Source organism: Jannaschia sp. W003 (genome assembly GCF_025144335.1).
Taxonomy (GTDB): domain Bacteria; phylum Pseudomonadota; class Alphaproteobacteria; order Rhodobacterales; family Rhodobacteraceae; genus Jannaschia.
The window spans coordinates 723252-737831 of the sequence record NZ_CP083539.1 but is presented as its reverse complement, the minus strand read 5'-3'; the positions used below and the strand labels follow the sequence as shown (position 1 = coordinate 737831).

General features: G+C 75.8%; 10 protein-coding genes. 9 read left to right on the top strand and 1 reads right to left on the bottom strand.

The window, feature by feature from the left end; genetic code table 11:
* Positions 1 to 34 precede the first annotated feature (34 nt).
* Complete coding sequence (gene xylA / locus K3554_RS03455; RefSeq protein WP_259943598.1) at positions 35 to 1330, bottom strand: xylose isomerase; 1296 nt, start codon at positions 1328 to 1330, stop codon at positions 35 to 37.
* 356 nt (positions 1331 to 1686) lie between these two features.
* On the opposite strand from xylA, the gene K3554_RS03450 reads away from it, so the two are divergent.
* From K3554_RS03450 to K3554_RS03410, 9 genes are read left to right on the top strand one after another with little or no spacing between them, the layout of a single operon-like run.
* Positions 1687 to 3006, top strand: coding sequence for a nucleotide sugar dehydrogenase (locus tag K3554_RS03450; protein ID WP_259943595.1), 1320 nt, complete (start codon positions 1687 to 1689; stop codon positions 3004 to 3006).
* 7 nt (positions 3007 to 3013) lie between these two features.
* Positions 3014 to 4489, top strand: a complete 1476-nt coding sequence (locus K3554_RS03445; protein WP_259943585.1) for a glycosyltransferase family 2 protein — start codon at positions 3014 to 3016, stop codon at positions 4487 to 4489.
* A gap of 8 nt (positions 4490 to 4497) precedes the next feature.
* The gene (locus K3554_RS03440; protein ID WP_259943583.1) at positions 4498 to 5550 is read left to right on the top strand and encodes a hypothetical protein; all 1053 of its coding nucleotides are present in this window, start codon (positions 4498 to 4500) and stop codon (positions 5548 to 5550) included.
* Positions 5547 to 7016 carry a sugar phosphate nucleotidyltransferase gene (locus tag K3554_RS03435; RefSeq protein ID WP_259943582.1) on the top strand — a complete coding sequence of 490 codons (1470 nt, stop codon included), beginning with the start codon at positions 5547 to 5549 and terminating at the stop codon, positions 7014 to 7016. Before K3554_RS03440 ends, K3554_RS03435 begins: the two co-directional genes overlap by 4 nt.
* Complete coding sequence (locus K3554_RS03430; protein ID WP_259943579.1) at positions 7009 to 8808, top strand: right-handed parallel beta-helix repeat-containing protein; 1800 nt, start codon at positions 7009 to 7011, stop codon at positions 8806 to 8808. The genes K3554_RS03435 and K3554_RS03430 overlap by 8 nt, the downstream gene beginning before the upstream one ends.
* Entirely contained in the window at positions 8805 to 9584 is a 780-nt protein-coding gene (locus K3554_RS03425; protein WP_259943576.1) for a hypothetical protein, read from the top strand. The genes K3554_RS03430 and K3554_RS03425 overlap by 4 nt, the downstream gene beginning before the upstream one ends.
* Positions 9581 to 10879 carry an alginate O-acetyltransferase AlgX-related protein gene (locus K3554_RS03420; RefSeq protein ID WP_259943573.1) on the top strand — a complete coding sequence of 433 codons (1299 nt, stop codon included), beginning with the start codon at positions 9581 to 9583 and terminating at the stop codon, positions 10877 to 10879. The genes K3554_RS03425 and K3554_RS03420 overlap by 4 nt, the downstream gene beginning before the upstream one ends.
* A complete protein-coding gene (locus tag K3554_RS03415) occupies positions 10876 to 13596 on the top strand; it encodes a hypothetical protein (protein WP_259943570.1) in 2721 nt (906 codons plus the stop codon). The genes K3554_RS03420 and K3554_RS03415 overlap by 4 nt, the downstream gene beginning before the upstream one ends.
* A complete protein-coding gene (locus K3554_RS03410; RefSeq protein WP_259943568.1) occupies positions 13593 to 14576 on the top strand; it encodes an alginate lyase family protein in 984 nt (327 codons plus the stop codon). Before K3554_RS03415 ends, K3554_RS03410 begins: the two co-directional genes overlap by 4 nt.
* The last annotated feature ends 4 nt before the right edge of the window (positions 14577 to 14580 follow it).

Below are 14580 nucleotides of genomic sequence, written 5' to 3'. Positions count from 1 at the left end.
CCCGCCCGAGGGGCGGTCAATGGGGGACCGCGGGTCAGAGGTGGCGGTTCACCAGGTTCTCCAGCCGCTCCTGCCGGCCCGAGCGCGGCCGGGGGTCGATCCCCTCGCGCTCCACCCGCTCGGCGATGGCGGCGAGGTCGCTGCCGAGCATCGCCTGCGCCTCCGGGGCGTCCCATCCCGCGTAGCGCTCGGCCCGCGCCTGCTCAAAGCGACCGTCCTCCAACATCGCCGCCGCCGCGATCAGCCCCCGCGCACACACGTCCATCGCGCCCGCATGGGCCTCCACGAGGTCGGCGGCATCCAGCGACTGCCGCCGCAGCTTGGCGTCGAAGTTGGTGCCTCCCTGCCCCAGCCCGCCGGCGCGCAGGACCTCATAGTAGGCGAGCGCGACCTCGGGGACGTTGTTCGGGAACTGGTCGGTGTCCCAGCCCGACTGGTAGTCATTGCGGTTCATGTCGATCGAGCCCAGCACCCCCAGTTCTCGCGCCAGCGCCAGCTCGTGCTCGAAGCTGTGGCCGGCCAGGATCGCGTGGCCCTGCTCGATGTTCAGCTTCACCTCGCCCTCCAGCCCGAAGCGCTGGAGGAAGCCGTAGCAGGTGGCCACGTCGAAGTCGTACTGGTGCTTCGACGGCTCCTGCGGCTTGGGCTCCACGAGGATCTGGCCCCTGAATCCGATGCGGTGCTTGTAGTCGACCACCATCGACAGCATCCGGCCCATCTGCTCCATCTCGCGGCCCATGTCGGTGTTGAGCAGCGTCTCGTAGCCCTCGCGCCCGCCCCAGAGCACGTAGTTCTCGCCGCCCAGCCGGTGGGTGGCGTCCAAGCACGCCTTGATGGTCGCCGCCGACCAGGCGAACACGTCCGGGTCGGGGTTGGTGGCGGCGCCCGCCATGAAGCGGCGGTGGGTGAAGAGGTTGGCCGTGCCCCACAGGAGCCGGACCTTCGCGCCTTCCATCTTCTCGGCGAAGTAGTCGACCATCGCCTCGAGGTTCCGCCGGCTCTCGGCGAAGGTCACGCCCTCGGGGCGGATGTCGGCGTCGTGCCAGCAGAAGAACGGGACGCCCAGGATCTCGAACAGGCGGAAGGCCGCATCCGCCTTGGCGCGGGCGGCGGCCATGCCCTCCCCCGCCCAGGGGCGCAGGAAGGTCGGGCCGCCGAACGGGTCGCTGCCGTCGGCGGCCAGACTGTGCCAGTAGGCCACCGCGAAGCGCAGGTGGTCCTCCAGCCGCTTGCCCATCACCACGCGGTCCGGATCGTAGTGGCGGAACGCCGCGCCCTCGGCCTCGGGATCGAAGCGCAGCGGCGCCATTCCCTCGAAGAAGTCCGTCATCGATCCGTCCCCCGTTCCGGCGCCCGCGCGCGTCCCGGCGGCAGGGGGCACGACGCGGCGAGGGGGGTCAACCGCCGGGCCGTAGGGGACGGCCTTCGCGTTCGTGCGAATCCCCCGTTGCGCTCGCGCAAGAGGAGAGCGCCGCTCGCGCGCGGCGATGGGTTCGGGCGGGCGCACAGCCGGCGCAACTGTGTCCGCCCCGCCCTCCGGCCGCCGCAATCGCGCCTTGATGTATCCGCCTCGACACGTCGGCGTGGCCGACCCGGCGACGACGCGAAGCCATTGTTGCGCGATGGGGGGAACGGCGGCGACTGCTTTGAAAACCCGCAGACACGGTTAACGCGAAAGGGCCTCCCATGGCGCGCATCAGCATTTTCGGAATCGGTTACGTCGGGGTCGTCTCGGCCGCCTGCCTGGCCCGTGACGGCCACGAGGTCGTGGCCGTCGACGTCGATCCCGGGAAGGTCGCGTCGATCGCCGCGGGCCGCTCGCCCATCGTCGAGGAGGGGATCGACGACCTCGTGCGCGAGACCGTGGCCTCGGGCCGCCTGCGCGCCACCACCGACACCGCCGAGGCCATCGCCGCCACCGACGCCTCGCTGGTCTGCGTGGGCACGCCCTCGGCCGAGGACGGCTCCGTGGGTCTCGGCTACGTCACGGCGGTGTGCGAGCAGATCGGCGCCGCGCTGGCCGCGAAGGACGCGTTCCACTCCGTTGTGATCCGCTCCACGATCGTGCCGGGCAGCACCGAGCGCGCCTGCATCCCCGCGCTGGAGCGCGCCTCGGGCAAGCGCGCCGGCACCGGCTTCGGCGTCGGCTACTACCCCGAGTTCCTGCGCGAGAGCACCGCGATCGCGGACCACGCCGACCCCGGGCTGGTGGTGTTCGGCGCCCTCGACGCGGCGACCGGCGACCTCCTGGAGGGGCTGAACGCCGGCGTGGACTGGCCGATCCACCGCACCGACCTCGCGACCGCCGAGATGGTGAAGTACACCTCGAACACCTGGCGCGCGGTGAAGGTCACCTTCGCCAACGAGATCGGCAACATCGCCAAGGCCAGCGGGATCGACGGCCAGTCGGTGATGGAGATCCTGTGCTCCGACACCAAGGCGGCCATGTCGCCCTACTTCATGCGCCCCGGCTTCGCGTTCGGCGGCTCGTGCCTGCCCAAGGACGTGCGCGCCCTGCGGCGCCTCGCCGAGGACACGGGCGGCTCCCACCGCCTGCTCGACGCGGTGCTGCAGTCGAACGAGGATCAGATCGCCCGCGCCGAGGCGCTGGTTCTGGCCTCGGGCGCCCGCTCCGTGGGCTTCGTGGGCATCTCGTTCAAGCCCGGGACCGACGACCTGCGCGAGAGCCCCCTCGTGGCGCTGGCCGCGCGCCTGATCGCCCGCGGCGTGGACGTGCGCGTCTACGACCCCTTCGTGCAGGAGGCCTTCGACGCCGGCACCCCCGGCGCGGGCCGCGGCAACGAGGGCGTGCCCGACCTCGCCGAGCGGATGGAGAACTCGCTCGACGCGCTGATCGAGGCGTCGGGCACCGTGCTGGTGGGCAACTTCTACGCCGGCGCCGTGGACGCGCTGGAGCGCGCGGTCGACTCGCGCCCCGTGGTGGATCTCACCCGCATGAACCGGACCCGCCGCAGCGACGGCGCCTACAGCGGCATCTGCTGGTAGGTCCCGGATGCGCCACGTCCTCCCCCACGCCGCCTTCTTCGGCCTCGTCGCGCTGCTCGCGTCGATGGTGCCGAGCGGCTTCCTCGGCGAGCCCGAGGTCCGCACGGCGGTCGTGGTGGTGGGCGTGCTCGGGGCTTGGCGCTACAGCTGGGCCACGATCAACTTCACGCGCGCCGCGATCTTCCGCGGGCTGGTCTATCCGCGCTGGCGCCGCGAGCGCGAGGCGCGCTTCGCGGCCGAGCCGCGCCCCTCGCACTGCTTCTTCATGGTCACCACCTACCTCGTGGACGAGGACACCACGCTGATGGTGTACCGCACCGTGTTCCGCGCCGCCGCCGCCGCGCGCGACGGGGCGACCGTGGTGGCCTCGGTGGTGGACGGCAAGGACGCGCGCCTGATCCGCGCCGTGTTCGAGACCATGCCGATCGACATGGGCGGCGTGCGCCTCGTGATCGACCGCATCGCGGCGGCCGGCAAGCGCGACGCCATGGGCAAGGCCATGCGCATCCTGGCCGCGATGGCGCCCTCGGACCGCGACATCACCGTGTTCGTGGACGGCGACACCTGCGTGCCCGAGGACATCTGGGCCCGCGCCGCGCCCGTGTTCACCGACCCCACCGTGGGCGCGCTGACCACCGACGAGGCCGCGATCATCGACCGCGAGGGGCTCTACAAGGACTGGTTCACGCTGCGCTTCGACCAGCGCCAGGTGATGATGTGCTCCATGGGCCTGTCGAACCGCGTGCTGACCCTCACGGGCCGGATGAGCGTGTTCCGCGCCTCGCTGGTGACCGACCCGGGCATGATCGCGGGCGTCGAGCGCGACTACCTCGACCACTGGCGCCTGGGGCGCGTCGACTTCCTGACGGGCGACGACAAGTCCACTTGGTACTGGCTGCTGAGCCGCGGCTACAAGACGGCCTACCTTCCGGACGTGCGCTCGGCCTCGGTCGAGACCCAGCCCCGCGACACCTTCCTCGACAGCGCCCAGACGCTGATGACGCGGTGGTTCGGCAACATGATGCGCACTAACGGCCGGGCCCTGCGCCTAGGCGTGCGCCGCATGGGGCCCTTCACCTGGTGGTCGATCCTCGACCAGCGCGTGTCGATGTTCACCACCCTCGTCGGCCCGATCTCGGTGGCGATCGCCGCGCTCGCCGGCAAGCCCGAGGCGATCCCGCTCTACGTCGCTTGGGTGCTGTTCACCCGCTACGTCTTCTGCGCCTACATCGCCCTGTTCCGCGGCACCTGGTTCCCGGTCACCCACCCGCCGATCCTCTACTTCGGGCAGGTCGCTGGCGCGCTGGTGAAGACCTTCGTGTTCTTCCGCCTCGACCGCCAGAAGTGGACCCGCCAGGGCTCCGGCGCGGCGGCGGCGCTGACGGGGATGCAACGTCTCCGGCGCTTCGAATCCACGGCCATGCACGCGCTGGCCCTCGGATGGCTCACCGTCGCCATCCTGTTCGTGAACTCTGTGGAATAGGATCCGCAATGACCTTCGCACGGCACGTTCCGGCCGATTTCGCCCACCTCGACGAGCACCCCCTCCTGGCGGTGCCCTTCGCGCTGACCCTGGGCGGCATGCGCCTGCGCGGCGAGCGCCTGTCGATGACCCATCTCGTGGCCACCGCCGAGGCCGAGGGCGGCGTTCCCGAGCCGGGCGCCGGCGGCATCGCGCGCCTGCAGGTGGAGTTTCCCGGCTTCTCGGTCACGCTCGCGCCCGAGGTGCTCGTGCGCGCCGCCGAGCCGGGCGGCGCGGTGCTCCTGGCCTTCGCCGACCCCACGGGGCCGCACCTGCCGCAGCTGCGCTACCTGCTCAATGCGGTGATCGCCGGCGAGGTCGCGGGCGTGGACGGCCTCCTGCGCTACAGCGGCCCCGCTGGCGCCCCGAAGCCCAAGGCCGCGGCCTCGCCCCGGGCGGACCTGCGCGCGCGCATCCGCAGCCTCGCCAGCATCGCCCTGAGCGCGGCGCTGATCGTCGCGGCGGCGGGGGTGCTGACCCACCGCGCCACCACCGCCACCGAGCTGCACCCCGTGTTCGTGGAGACCGGCGGCATGGGGATGCGCGCCACCGCGCCGGGCCAGCTGAGCTACCTCGCGCCGGATGCGGCCGAGGGCGAGGTGGTCTTCGCGATCGCCTCGAACGCGGGCGACGTGCTGAACTTCGCGATGCCCTGCGACTGCGAGGTGCGCGTCGCGCCGGGGCTGCGCGAGGGCGCGACGCTGCTGCCCACCGACACCGTGCTGACGCTGCTCGACGCCGAGCCGGAGCTGGGCGCGCGCACCATGATGAGCGTCGAGGGCTTCGCCCGCGTGCTCAACGGCGACCACGCGACGCTGCGCCTCGCGGACGGACGCTCGTTCCGGGTCGAGGTCGCCGCGGGCGAGGCCGCCACCGCGGCCGCCATGCGCGGCGAGATGTTCGTGCCCGTGAGCCTCGTGCTGCCCGACGGCGCCCTCTCGGAGGCCGACGCCGGCCTCGCCGGACGCCTCCTGATCACCACGCCGCTCCTGGGCGGCCTCCTGCCGGAGTTCGGAACATGACCGTCACCCCCCTCATCGTCTGCGGCGGAAACGGCACCAGGCTCTGGCCCCTCTCGCGGCGTCAGGCCCCCAAGCAGTTTCAGCGCGTGGCCGGGCCCGACAGCCCCACCTTCTTCCAGGCGGCCGTGCTGCGCCACCGCGGCCCCGTCCACGGCGATCCGCTGATCGTCACCGGCGCCGCCCACGAGGGCACGGTGCGCGCGCAGCTGCGCGAGATCGGCGTCGAGGCCCGCATCCTGTGCGAGCCCATGGGCCGCAACACCGGCCCCGCGGTGCTGGCCGCCTGCGAGGCCGCCGTGGAGGAGGACCCCGACACGATCATGGTCGTGGTGCCCGCCGACCACGTGATCGAGGGCGACATGGGCGAGGCCATCGCGGGCTGCGTGCTCGCCGCCCGCGCGGGGCGCATCGTCACCTTCGGCATCCCGCCCCGCTACGCCGAGAGCGGCTTCGGCTACGTAATCGACGACGGCCCCCTCGCCGGCCACCCCGGCCCCCTGCGCGCCGTGGCCCGCTTCGTGGAGAAGCCCCCCGCCGCGGAGGCCGCCGCGCTGATCGAGGCCGGCGGCGCCTACTGGGCCTCAGGCCTGTCGATGTTCGCGGCCCGGACCCTCATCGCGGAGTACGCCCGCGTCGACCCCGAAAGCGCCGCCCACGTGCGCGCCGCTGTGCAGGCCGGCACCCGCGGCGAGGGCTCGCTGCACCTCGCGGGCGCCTCGTTCATGCTCGCCGCCGCCGAGCCCACCGAGGCGCTGGTGTTCGAGAGCTCGCCGCTCGTGGCGCTCGCCCCCCTCGACGTGGAGTGGGACGACGTGGGCTCTTGGAAGGCCATGCACGCGGTGGCCCGCCCCGACGGCGACGGCAACGTGCTGCAGGGCGACGTGATCGCCATGGGCACCCGCAACACCTTCGTGCGGGCCGAGAGCCGCCTCGTGAGCGTGGTGGGTCTCGAGAACGTGGTGGTGGTGGAGACCGCGGACGCCCTCCTGGTCGCCCACATCGACGAGGGCCAGCGCGTGAAGGACGTGGTGGCCCGCCTCGGCGAGACCGCGCGCCTAGAGGCGGTGCGCCACGCCGACGCGCCCGAGCCGTCGATGGTGCCGCTTCCCAGCACGGCCGTCGCGCCGCTCGGCTTCGACCCGGCCGACGCCGCCGCCGAAGGTCTGCGCCTCGGCACCTCCGAGATCGCCGTGGGCCGCGGCTCCACGATGGCGCCGGGGGCGCGCACGCACCAGGCGATCGTGGTGCGCGGGCACCTGCGCGCCACCGGGCCGGCCTGGACCAAGGAGGTCCGCGAGGGCGGCCGCGTCTATGCCGACGAGGACGGGCCCGTGGAGCTGCGCAACCTCTCGGACCGCCCCACGACCCTCCTCTACGTCACGCTCGGCGACGACGAGGGCCCGGTCTCCGGCTCCTCGCCGGACCGGCCCGGCCCGCCCAAGCCGCCGCGCCTCGCCCATGGCTGAGACCCGGGCAACCGGACGGACCGCCGCGGCGCTGGTGCTGCTGGCGTCGTGCGCCGTCGCGCCCGCCGTGCCGGAGGCCCGCGCCGCGGGCGCCGACGGCGGCGCCTCGCTGCTGTCCTCCTCGGCCTTCGCGCCGGCGCTGCCCTTCGACCTCGTCGCCCCGGCGGACCCGCCCGCCTCCTCCGCGACCGACCTCGGCCCGGACTTCGGCCTCGGCCCCGATCCGGATTTCGGCGCGGTGCCCGCATCGCCGGCCGCGCCGGCCGCCGTGCCCGTCCCGACCTTCGCCCCGCCCCCCGCGGCGACGGATCCCGCCGCCCCCGCCGCCGCGCTAGCACCGGAGTCCGCGCCCCCCCCGCCCGCGCCGCCCCCCGCCGCGGCGCGCGACATGGACGCGCGCCTCGGGACGGCCGCCGCGGCGCTCGATGCGGCCGCCGAGGCCGAAGGTCCCTTCGACCTCGGAGCCCTGCGCGCCGCCGCCGGCATGACGGCCCCCCCGCCCGCGGGATTCCCACCCCCCCGCGCCGCGCCGCCCGACGCGGTCGCCCGCGCGGTGCCCTTCGACCTGCGCCTCGCGCTCGCGATGCTCTCGCAGGGAAGCACCCGCGCCGACGACGAACGGGTGCGCGCGGCCCAGGGCGCCCGCGGCGACGTGGCGCTGGCCCTCGAGGGCGGCGTGGCCACGCTCGACACCGTGCGCGAGGGCCTGCGGGCCACGGGCCTCCAGCCCGAGGACGGCCCCGTCCGGGTGCCGCTGGTGGTGATGCCCGACGCCGTGCTGCTCCTGCGCCCCGGCGAGATGCTGGCGCTCGCGCGGGCCCACGGGGCCTTCGTGCTGGCCTTCGGGCGCATCGAGGCCGACGGCGCCCGCATCGAGGCGCACGGCCCGGCGAACGCCGCCGTGCCCGCCTTCGCGCCCTTCGTCGCCGTGGCCGGCACCGGATCGCTGTGGATGCAGCGCACCGTGGTCACGGGTCTGGGCTTCGGCATCACCGACAAGTACGCGGGCCTCGCCATGCTGGGCCATCCCCTGCGCCCGCCCCTCGCGCCCTCGGCGATCCTCGGCAGCCACCTGCGCGGCGGGGGCGGCGTGGTGCTGGCCTCTGCGCCCGGCGTACGGGTCGAGGGCACCCGCTTCTCCGCCATGCGCCGCGGCGCGCTGCGCATCGACGCGAGCCCCGGCGCGGTGGTCGCGGGCAACCTGTTCCACGGCACCGCCACCACCAACGCGATCCGCCTGCGCGCGGGCTCCGCCGGCGCGCGCATCGAGGGCAACGCGGTGCTCGGCGGCGCGCGCGCGGCCATCGTCGCCGTGGACAGCCGCGGCGTGCGGGTGGCCGACAACCTCGTGTGGCGCCGCGACGGCGGCGCGGTGAAGCTCGACCGCGCGCCCTGCGGCCGGGTCGAGGGCAACGTGCTCGTGGGCAGCCGCCAGAAGGGCATCGAGGTGCGCGGCAGCGCGGGCGTGCGCGTGGACCGCAACCTCGTGAGCGGAAGCCGCAGCGCCGGCATCTGGATCTCGGCGCAGGAGGGGGAGGCGGTGACCCGGCTCACCGCCAACCGGCTGGAGCGCAACGGCACCGGCCTCGTGGGCGCCACCGCCGCGCGCGTGGCGCTGCGGGCCAACGACTTCTCGGCGCAGCTTCCCCGCCTCGCCGGGGGCGATCTCGCCACCTTCTCGACGCAGCTCGCGCGGGACCTGCGTGGCGCCGAGGCGACCACGCTCCGGGCCGCCGGCGCGCCCGCGCGCAACGTGTCCCCCGCGCCCGCCTGCGACGGAGACCCCGCATGAGAATCGCCTCGCCCCCCCTGTTCGCGCTCGCGGTGCTGTGCTTCGCCGCCGCGCTCGCCGCCGCCGCGCGGGCGGCCGAGCCCGCCACCGTGCCCATGACCATCCCGCCCGCGCCGGAGGCCGACGCCACCGTGGTGCGCAGCGAGGCGGGACGCCGGACCATGGAGGGGCTGCCCGCCACCCTGCGCGCCGTGCGCCGCCGCATGCAGCAGGGCGGCGCGGTGGAGCCCGCGCAGCTGCGCGCCCTCGCCGACCGGGGCGACGGGCTGGCGGCGCAGCGCTACGCCCGTCTCTTGCTGGCCGACCCAGAAAGCTCGGCGTCGGACCGCGCCTTCTACGCCGCGCTCGCGGTGCGCACGGGGCGCAGCGCGCTCTTCCGCCCGATGCTGCGCGCGATGGCGCGGCTCGACCCCGCGACCGAGCCGCCCGAGCGCGTGCGCCGCCTGATCGCCACGCTCTACCCGCAGGCCTGGGCGGGGAACGCCGCAGCGCTCGACGCGGTGGAGCGGTTCAACGGCGAGGGCCGCCTGTTCGGAGCCCTCAGCGATGCCACGCGCGAGCGGATGCTCGCGCTCATGCGCCGCGCCGGCGACGGGCGCGGACAGCTCGCCATGGCGGTCAGCCTCATGGAGACGCGCCCCGCCGCGCCCGCGCCCTGGCCCGGCCGGGCGGAGGCCGACGCGCTGATCGCGGAGGCCGGCGCCTCCGACCATCCCGGCGTCGCCGCCGCCGCCGCCGCGCTCGCCGCGATCCTTGCCGAGGAGTCCGACCCATGATCCCCGTCCGCCGCCATGCCGCCGCCGCCCTCCTGGGCCTGGCGGCCCTCAACGCCGCCCCCGCCGCCACCGCGTCGCAGTACGGCTGCCGCGGCATCGAGGCGCCCGGCTTCGGCATGATCGAGGGCCGCGAGGGCGCGGTGTTCCGCATCGACCCCGACCTCCATGCCGACCACTGGATGACCGACGGCACCGTCGCGCGCATCGCGCGGCTCGCCGACGCGCTGGCCGCGGGCGGGACCCGCCTCGTGGTGGTGCCCGTTCCCACCAAGAGCATGGCGATGCCCGAGGAGCTGCCCCTCCTCGCTGCCCATGCGGGCTTCGACTCCGCGATGGCCGCCTCGCTCTACGGCGAGAACCTGCGCCGCCTGCGCGCGCGGGGCGTGCTGGCCGTCGACGGGCGCGCCGCGATGCGCCGCCTCGCGCTCGCGGGCACCGCGCCGTTCCCCGCGCTCGACCCGCGCCCCACGCCCGAGGGGCTGCGCGCGCTGGCCGCCGCGGTGGGCGAGACGCTCGACGCCGCGGGGCTGCGCCCCGACGCCCCGCGCCGCTTCGAGAGCCAGGCGGGCGCGCCGCACCCCGTTCCCTCGGCCATGCGCGCGCGCCTCGCCGCGCGCTGCGACGGCGACCTCCCGTCCGTGAAGCGCGCCGCCTGGACCACCCGCGTCCTGCCCAGCTTCGACGCCGCCGCGCCCGCCGCCTCGGTCGCCGTGGCCGCCTCGGCGCTCGGCGGTGCGGAGCCCTTCGCCGGCTTCGTTCAGGAGGCCACGGGCCGCCTCGCCGACGCGGTGCTCCACGTCGAGGGCGAGGACGCCTTCTCGGCGATCACCTCGCTCCTGGCCGGGCCGGCCCTCGACGCCGGCCGCCCCGAGGTGCTCGTCTGGGCCTTTCCGGTCTGGGCCGACCTCGCCGCGCGCGGGGACGCGCCCTGGGCCGAGCTGACCGCCGCTGCGGCCGCGTCCTGCGCCTCCCCGATGGCGCTGGGCGCCGACCCCGCCACGGGCCGCCTGCGCGCGGCGCTCGCCGCGGTCCCCGCGGGCCCCGGCGCGGTGCTGCGCCTCGAGACCGGCACGCCCGGCGCCCGGCGCGCCTCGTTCGTGTTCGTGGCCGCGGACGGCGCGCGCCGCGTCCGCTCGGTCCACCGCGCCGCGGATGCGGCCACGGGCGGACGCTTCTACGTGCCCCTCGCCGGCCTCTTCCCGGGCGGTGCCGCCGGGGTCGAGATCGAGACCGACGCGGGCTTCGGCCCCCGCCCCGCCCTGTCCGTCTGCACCCTTCCGGAGGAACGCTCGTGACGCCCTTCGCCGTCCGCACCCTCGCCGCCACCGCCCTCCTCGCGCTCGCCGCGCCCGCCGGGGCCGACGGCCCGCCCGCGCTGCGCTTCGCACCGCCCCCCGCCGCCTCGGACGAGCCCTGCCGCCCCGATCACGCCGAGGCGGAGATCGACGATGACCCGGAGGGCGACGAGGAGGAGCTCACCGATCCCGACCGCGCCCGCTTCCTCGCGCGCGACATCCGCAACGCCATGCGGGACGACCCCGAGGGGCAGTTCGACTTCATCGCCGCCCTGATCGCCCGGCGCGCCGCGGTGGACGTGGACTTCTCGGAGGCGGACGCCACGCTCGCGCTGATCGACCTGCACCTGCGGGCGGGCCGCGGCGGCGCGCCGCTCGCCGCCGCGGGCCTCGTGCCCGCGCTGTGGGAGTCGGTGGACATGCTGGGCCACCGCGAGCGGATCGCGCTCGCGCGCTACTACAGCGACGGCGTCGGCGTGGAGCGGGACGAGGAGTTCGGCCAGCACATCCTGCGCGAGACGGCCTACCTGGGCAGCGCCGAGGCCCTCCTGGAGATCGCCCGCCTCCAGCTCCGCGGCGAGATGGTCGACGCCTGGACCGCGCCCTTGGACCTGACCGTCACCATGGCGTTCGGCGGGCTCCTCGGCGCGCTCGACTCCGGCCTGTGCCGCCGCGCCCTGCGCATCGCCCGCGAGTACGAGCGCGGCGAGGTGGTCGCCGCCGACGCCGCGCTGGCCTTCGCCTGGCGCCGCTACGCCGCCGAGATGGGCGACGCGGACGCGGCCTGGGACATCGTGCAGCGCCACCTCGACGCGCCGGCGGGCGCCAAGGACCCGGCCGACCTGCGCCGCTACCTCGCCATCGCCGCCTCGCGCGGGCGCCGGCCCGACCCCGGGGAGACCGCGCGCCTGCTGGCCGAGGGCGTGGTGACCGAAGGCACGCTCGCGGCGATCCTCGGGCCCGACCACGACCCCGGGGCCGCCGTCACCGTGGCGCCCCATCTCGACCTTGCCGTGAACCTCGACACGCTGGAGCCCGACGAGAGCGGCATCTACCTCGACCACCTGCGCGAGATCGCCCTCATGCCCGAGGCGCCCGGCGCGGTGTTCACCCGGATCGCCGCCGAGCTGGCCGTGCGCCGGGGCCGCTGGGCCTCGGAGCCCGAGGCGATGCGGATGCTCGAGGAGGCGGTGCGCCGCGGCGACGGCGCAGGCATGGCCCGGCTCGCGGGCATGCTCCTTCGCTACCGCCACGACCCCGCCCGCCGCGACCGCGCCATCAGCCTGCTGGAGGAGACCGTGGCCCGCTTCGGCATGGCCGAGTCGATGGACGCGCTCGACGGGCTGTTCCGGTGCCAGCTTCCCGACGCCCCCCGCCTCGAAGAGGCTGAGCACTGGGCCGCCGCCTACCGCGCCACCGGCCACGAGGTCGTGCGGATCACCGAGAACGACCTCCTGGCCCTCGATCCCAATCGCGACCCCGAGGCCATCGCCCGCATCCAGAGCCAGGCGCTGGACGGCCGGCCGGCGATGGTGGCCGCCCAGGTGCAGCGCCTGGAGGCCGCCGGTGCGCCCGACCCGGCGCTGCGCTTCTGGGCGCCGCGTCTCGGCGCCTCGCGCCAGGCGCTGGAGGACTACGCAGAGCTGGAATTCGCGCTGGCCGCCGCGCCGGACGCGCGCGATCTATCGGTCGAGATGTTCCGCCGCATCTACCTCAACAACGGCGTGACCACCGCGCTCGACCTCGCCATCGCGCTGACCGAGCACCACGCCCGCGACCCCGGGATCGTGAAGGAGATCGCGCACCTGCTGACCATGGCCGGCAACCGCGGCGAGGGCGCCGCGATCCGCCTGCTCGCGCGGCTGGAGGGCGGCGACCCGCGGGCCGTCTACGAGCGCTTCGCGGCGGCGATCGAGGCGCGGGGAGACTTCCTCGCCATGATGTTCGCGATCCCCTTCGTGCCGCAGGCCAAGGTCGCGGACTACACCGACCGCGCCGTCTCGCTGATGGTCTGCGGCACCAAGGACGCCGACGAGCTGGGCGACGCCGCGGCGATCCGGGGCGACGGGGTGCAGAGCCACCACTGGCGGCAGGTGGGCCTGCACTTCCGGGGCGGCCACGTGCTCTCGAAGCTGCGCCTGAGCGACCGGCAGATGGCGCTCCACGCCAAGGGGCGCGCACCCGACGCCGCCGCCATCGCCGCGCGCGACGCGGCCGACGGCGAGCCGGGCGCGGCGGTGGAGGCGTTCCGCCTCGTGTCCGACCCCGCGCTCGAGGGCTACGACCCCGAGGTGGCCACCGCGCGCATGGCGGAGCTGGCCGCGCGCGCCGACCTGAGCCCCCTGCCCGTGCTGCGGGCGTGGCGGCGGGCCGGCCCCGAGGTGCGCCGCATGGTGGCGGAGCGCGTCTCCGTGGCGCCGCTCCTGGAGCGGGCCGCCCATTCCGGCGATCCGGCCGCCGCCTACGAGTACGCAGCGATCCTGCGCGACGGCGCGTCGGACCCCGCCGCCCTCGCCCCGGCGCTGCGCTGGTTCGAGGAGGCCGCGCGCGCGGGCCATCCGGGCGCGATGGTGGACGCGGGCCTGATCCGCGGGCTCGGCCCGGCCCTCCTGCGCGACGCCGAGGCCGCCCGGAACTGGCTCGACCGCGCCGCGGCCCTGGGCGAGCCGCGCGCCGCCGACATGGCGCGGATGGTGCGCATGGGGGCGGGCTCGTGAAGGGGCCCGCGCTGGCCCTCCTCGCCGCGGTGGCGCTGGCGCCGTCCGCGCGCGCGGCCGCCGCGGGCGACTGCGCGGCCCACCCGCCCGTGCTCGGCCTCGCCTTCGAGTCGCGCTACGAAGACGGCGACGCCACCCGCTCGACGCTCGACGCGGATCGCAAGGCCGCCGTGCTCGCCGCGATCGAGCCGCTCGACAGCTTCGTCACGGCCCTCGCCGGGGACGAGGGCGCGGCGGGCGCCGACTGCACCCTCGCCCGGCTCGCCGCCTGGGCCGAGGCCGACGCGCTGGCCGGCATCGGCACCGAGACCGCGGCGCTCACCTTGGGCTCGCGCCTCGCGGGGCTGGCGATCGTGGCCGGCGAGGCCGCCGCGCACCGCCCTGGCGATCCCCGGATCGCGCCCGTCGCCGCGTGGCTCGCGCGGCGCATGACGCGGCAGATGCGCTTCTGGGAGCGGGCGCCCGACGGCGCCGCCTCGGGCAACCTTCGGGCCTGGGCCGCGCTGGCGGGCGCCGCCGTCGCCGACCTTGCGGACGATCCCGTGATGCGCGGCTGGGCGGCGTGGTCGGCCACCTACGTCGCCTGCACCGCCGATGCGGCGGGCGCGCTGCCGCAGGAGATGGGGCGCGGGCCGCGGGCCATGCACTACCAGCTCCACGCGGTGGCCCCGCTGGCGGTCACGGCCGCGATCCTGCGCCCCCACGGCATCGACCTGCGCGCGCGCTGCGGCGGCGCCCTTGACCGCGTGGTGGGCTTCACGCTGGAGGAGCTGGAGACCGGAGGCCCGCGGGTCGCGGCCCTCGCGGGCGAGGCGCAGACCACCTTCGAGCGGGGGGTGCAGGGCTTCCAGCTCGCCTGGATCGAGGCGTGGCTCGCGCTCGTCCCCGACGCACGGGCCGAGCGCATGGCCGCACCGCATCGCCCCCTGAACTACTCGAAGCTCGGGGGCGACCAGACGCGGCTCTGGAGCGGGCGCTAGAGCC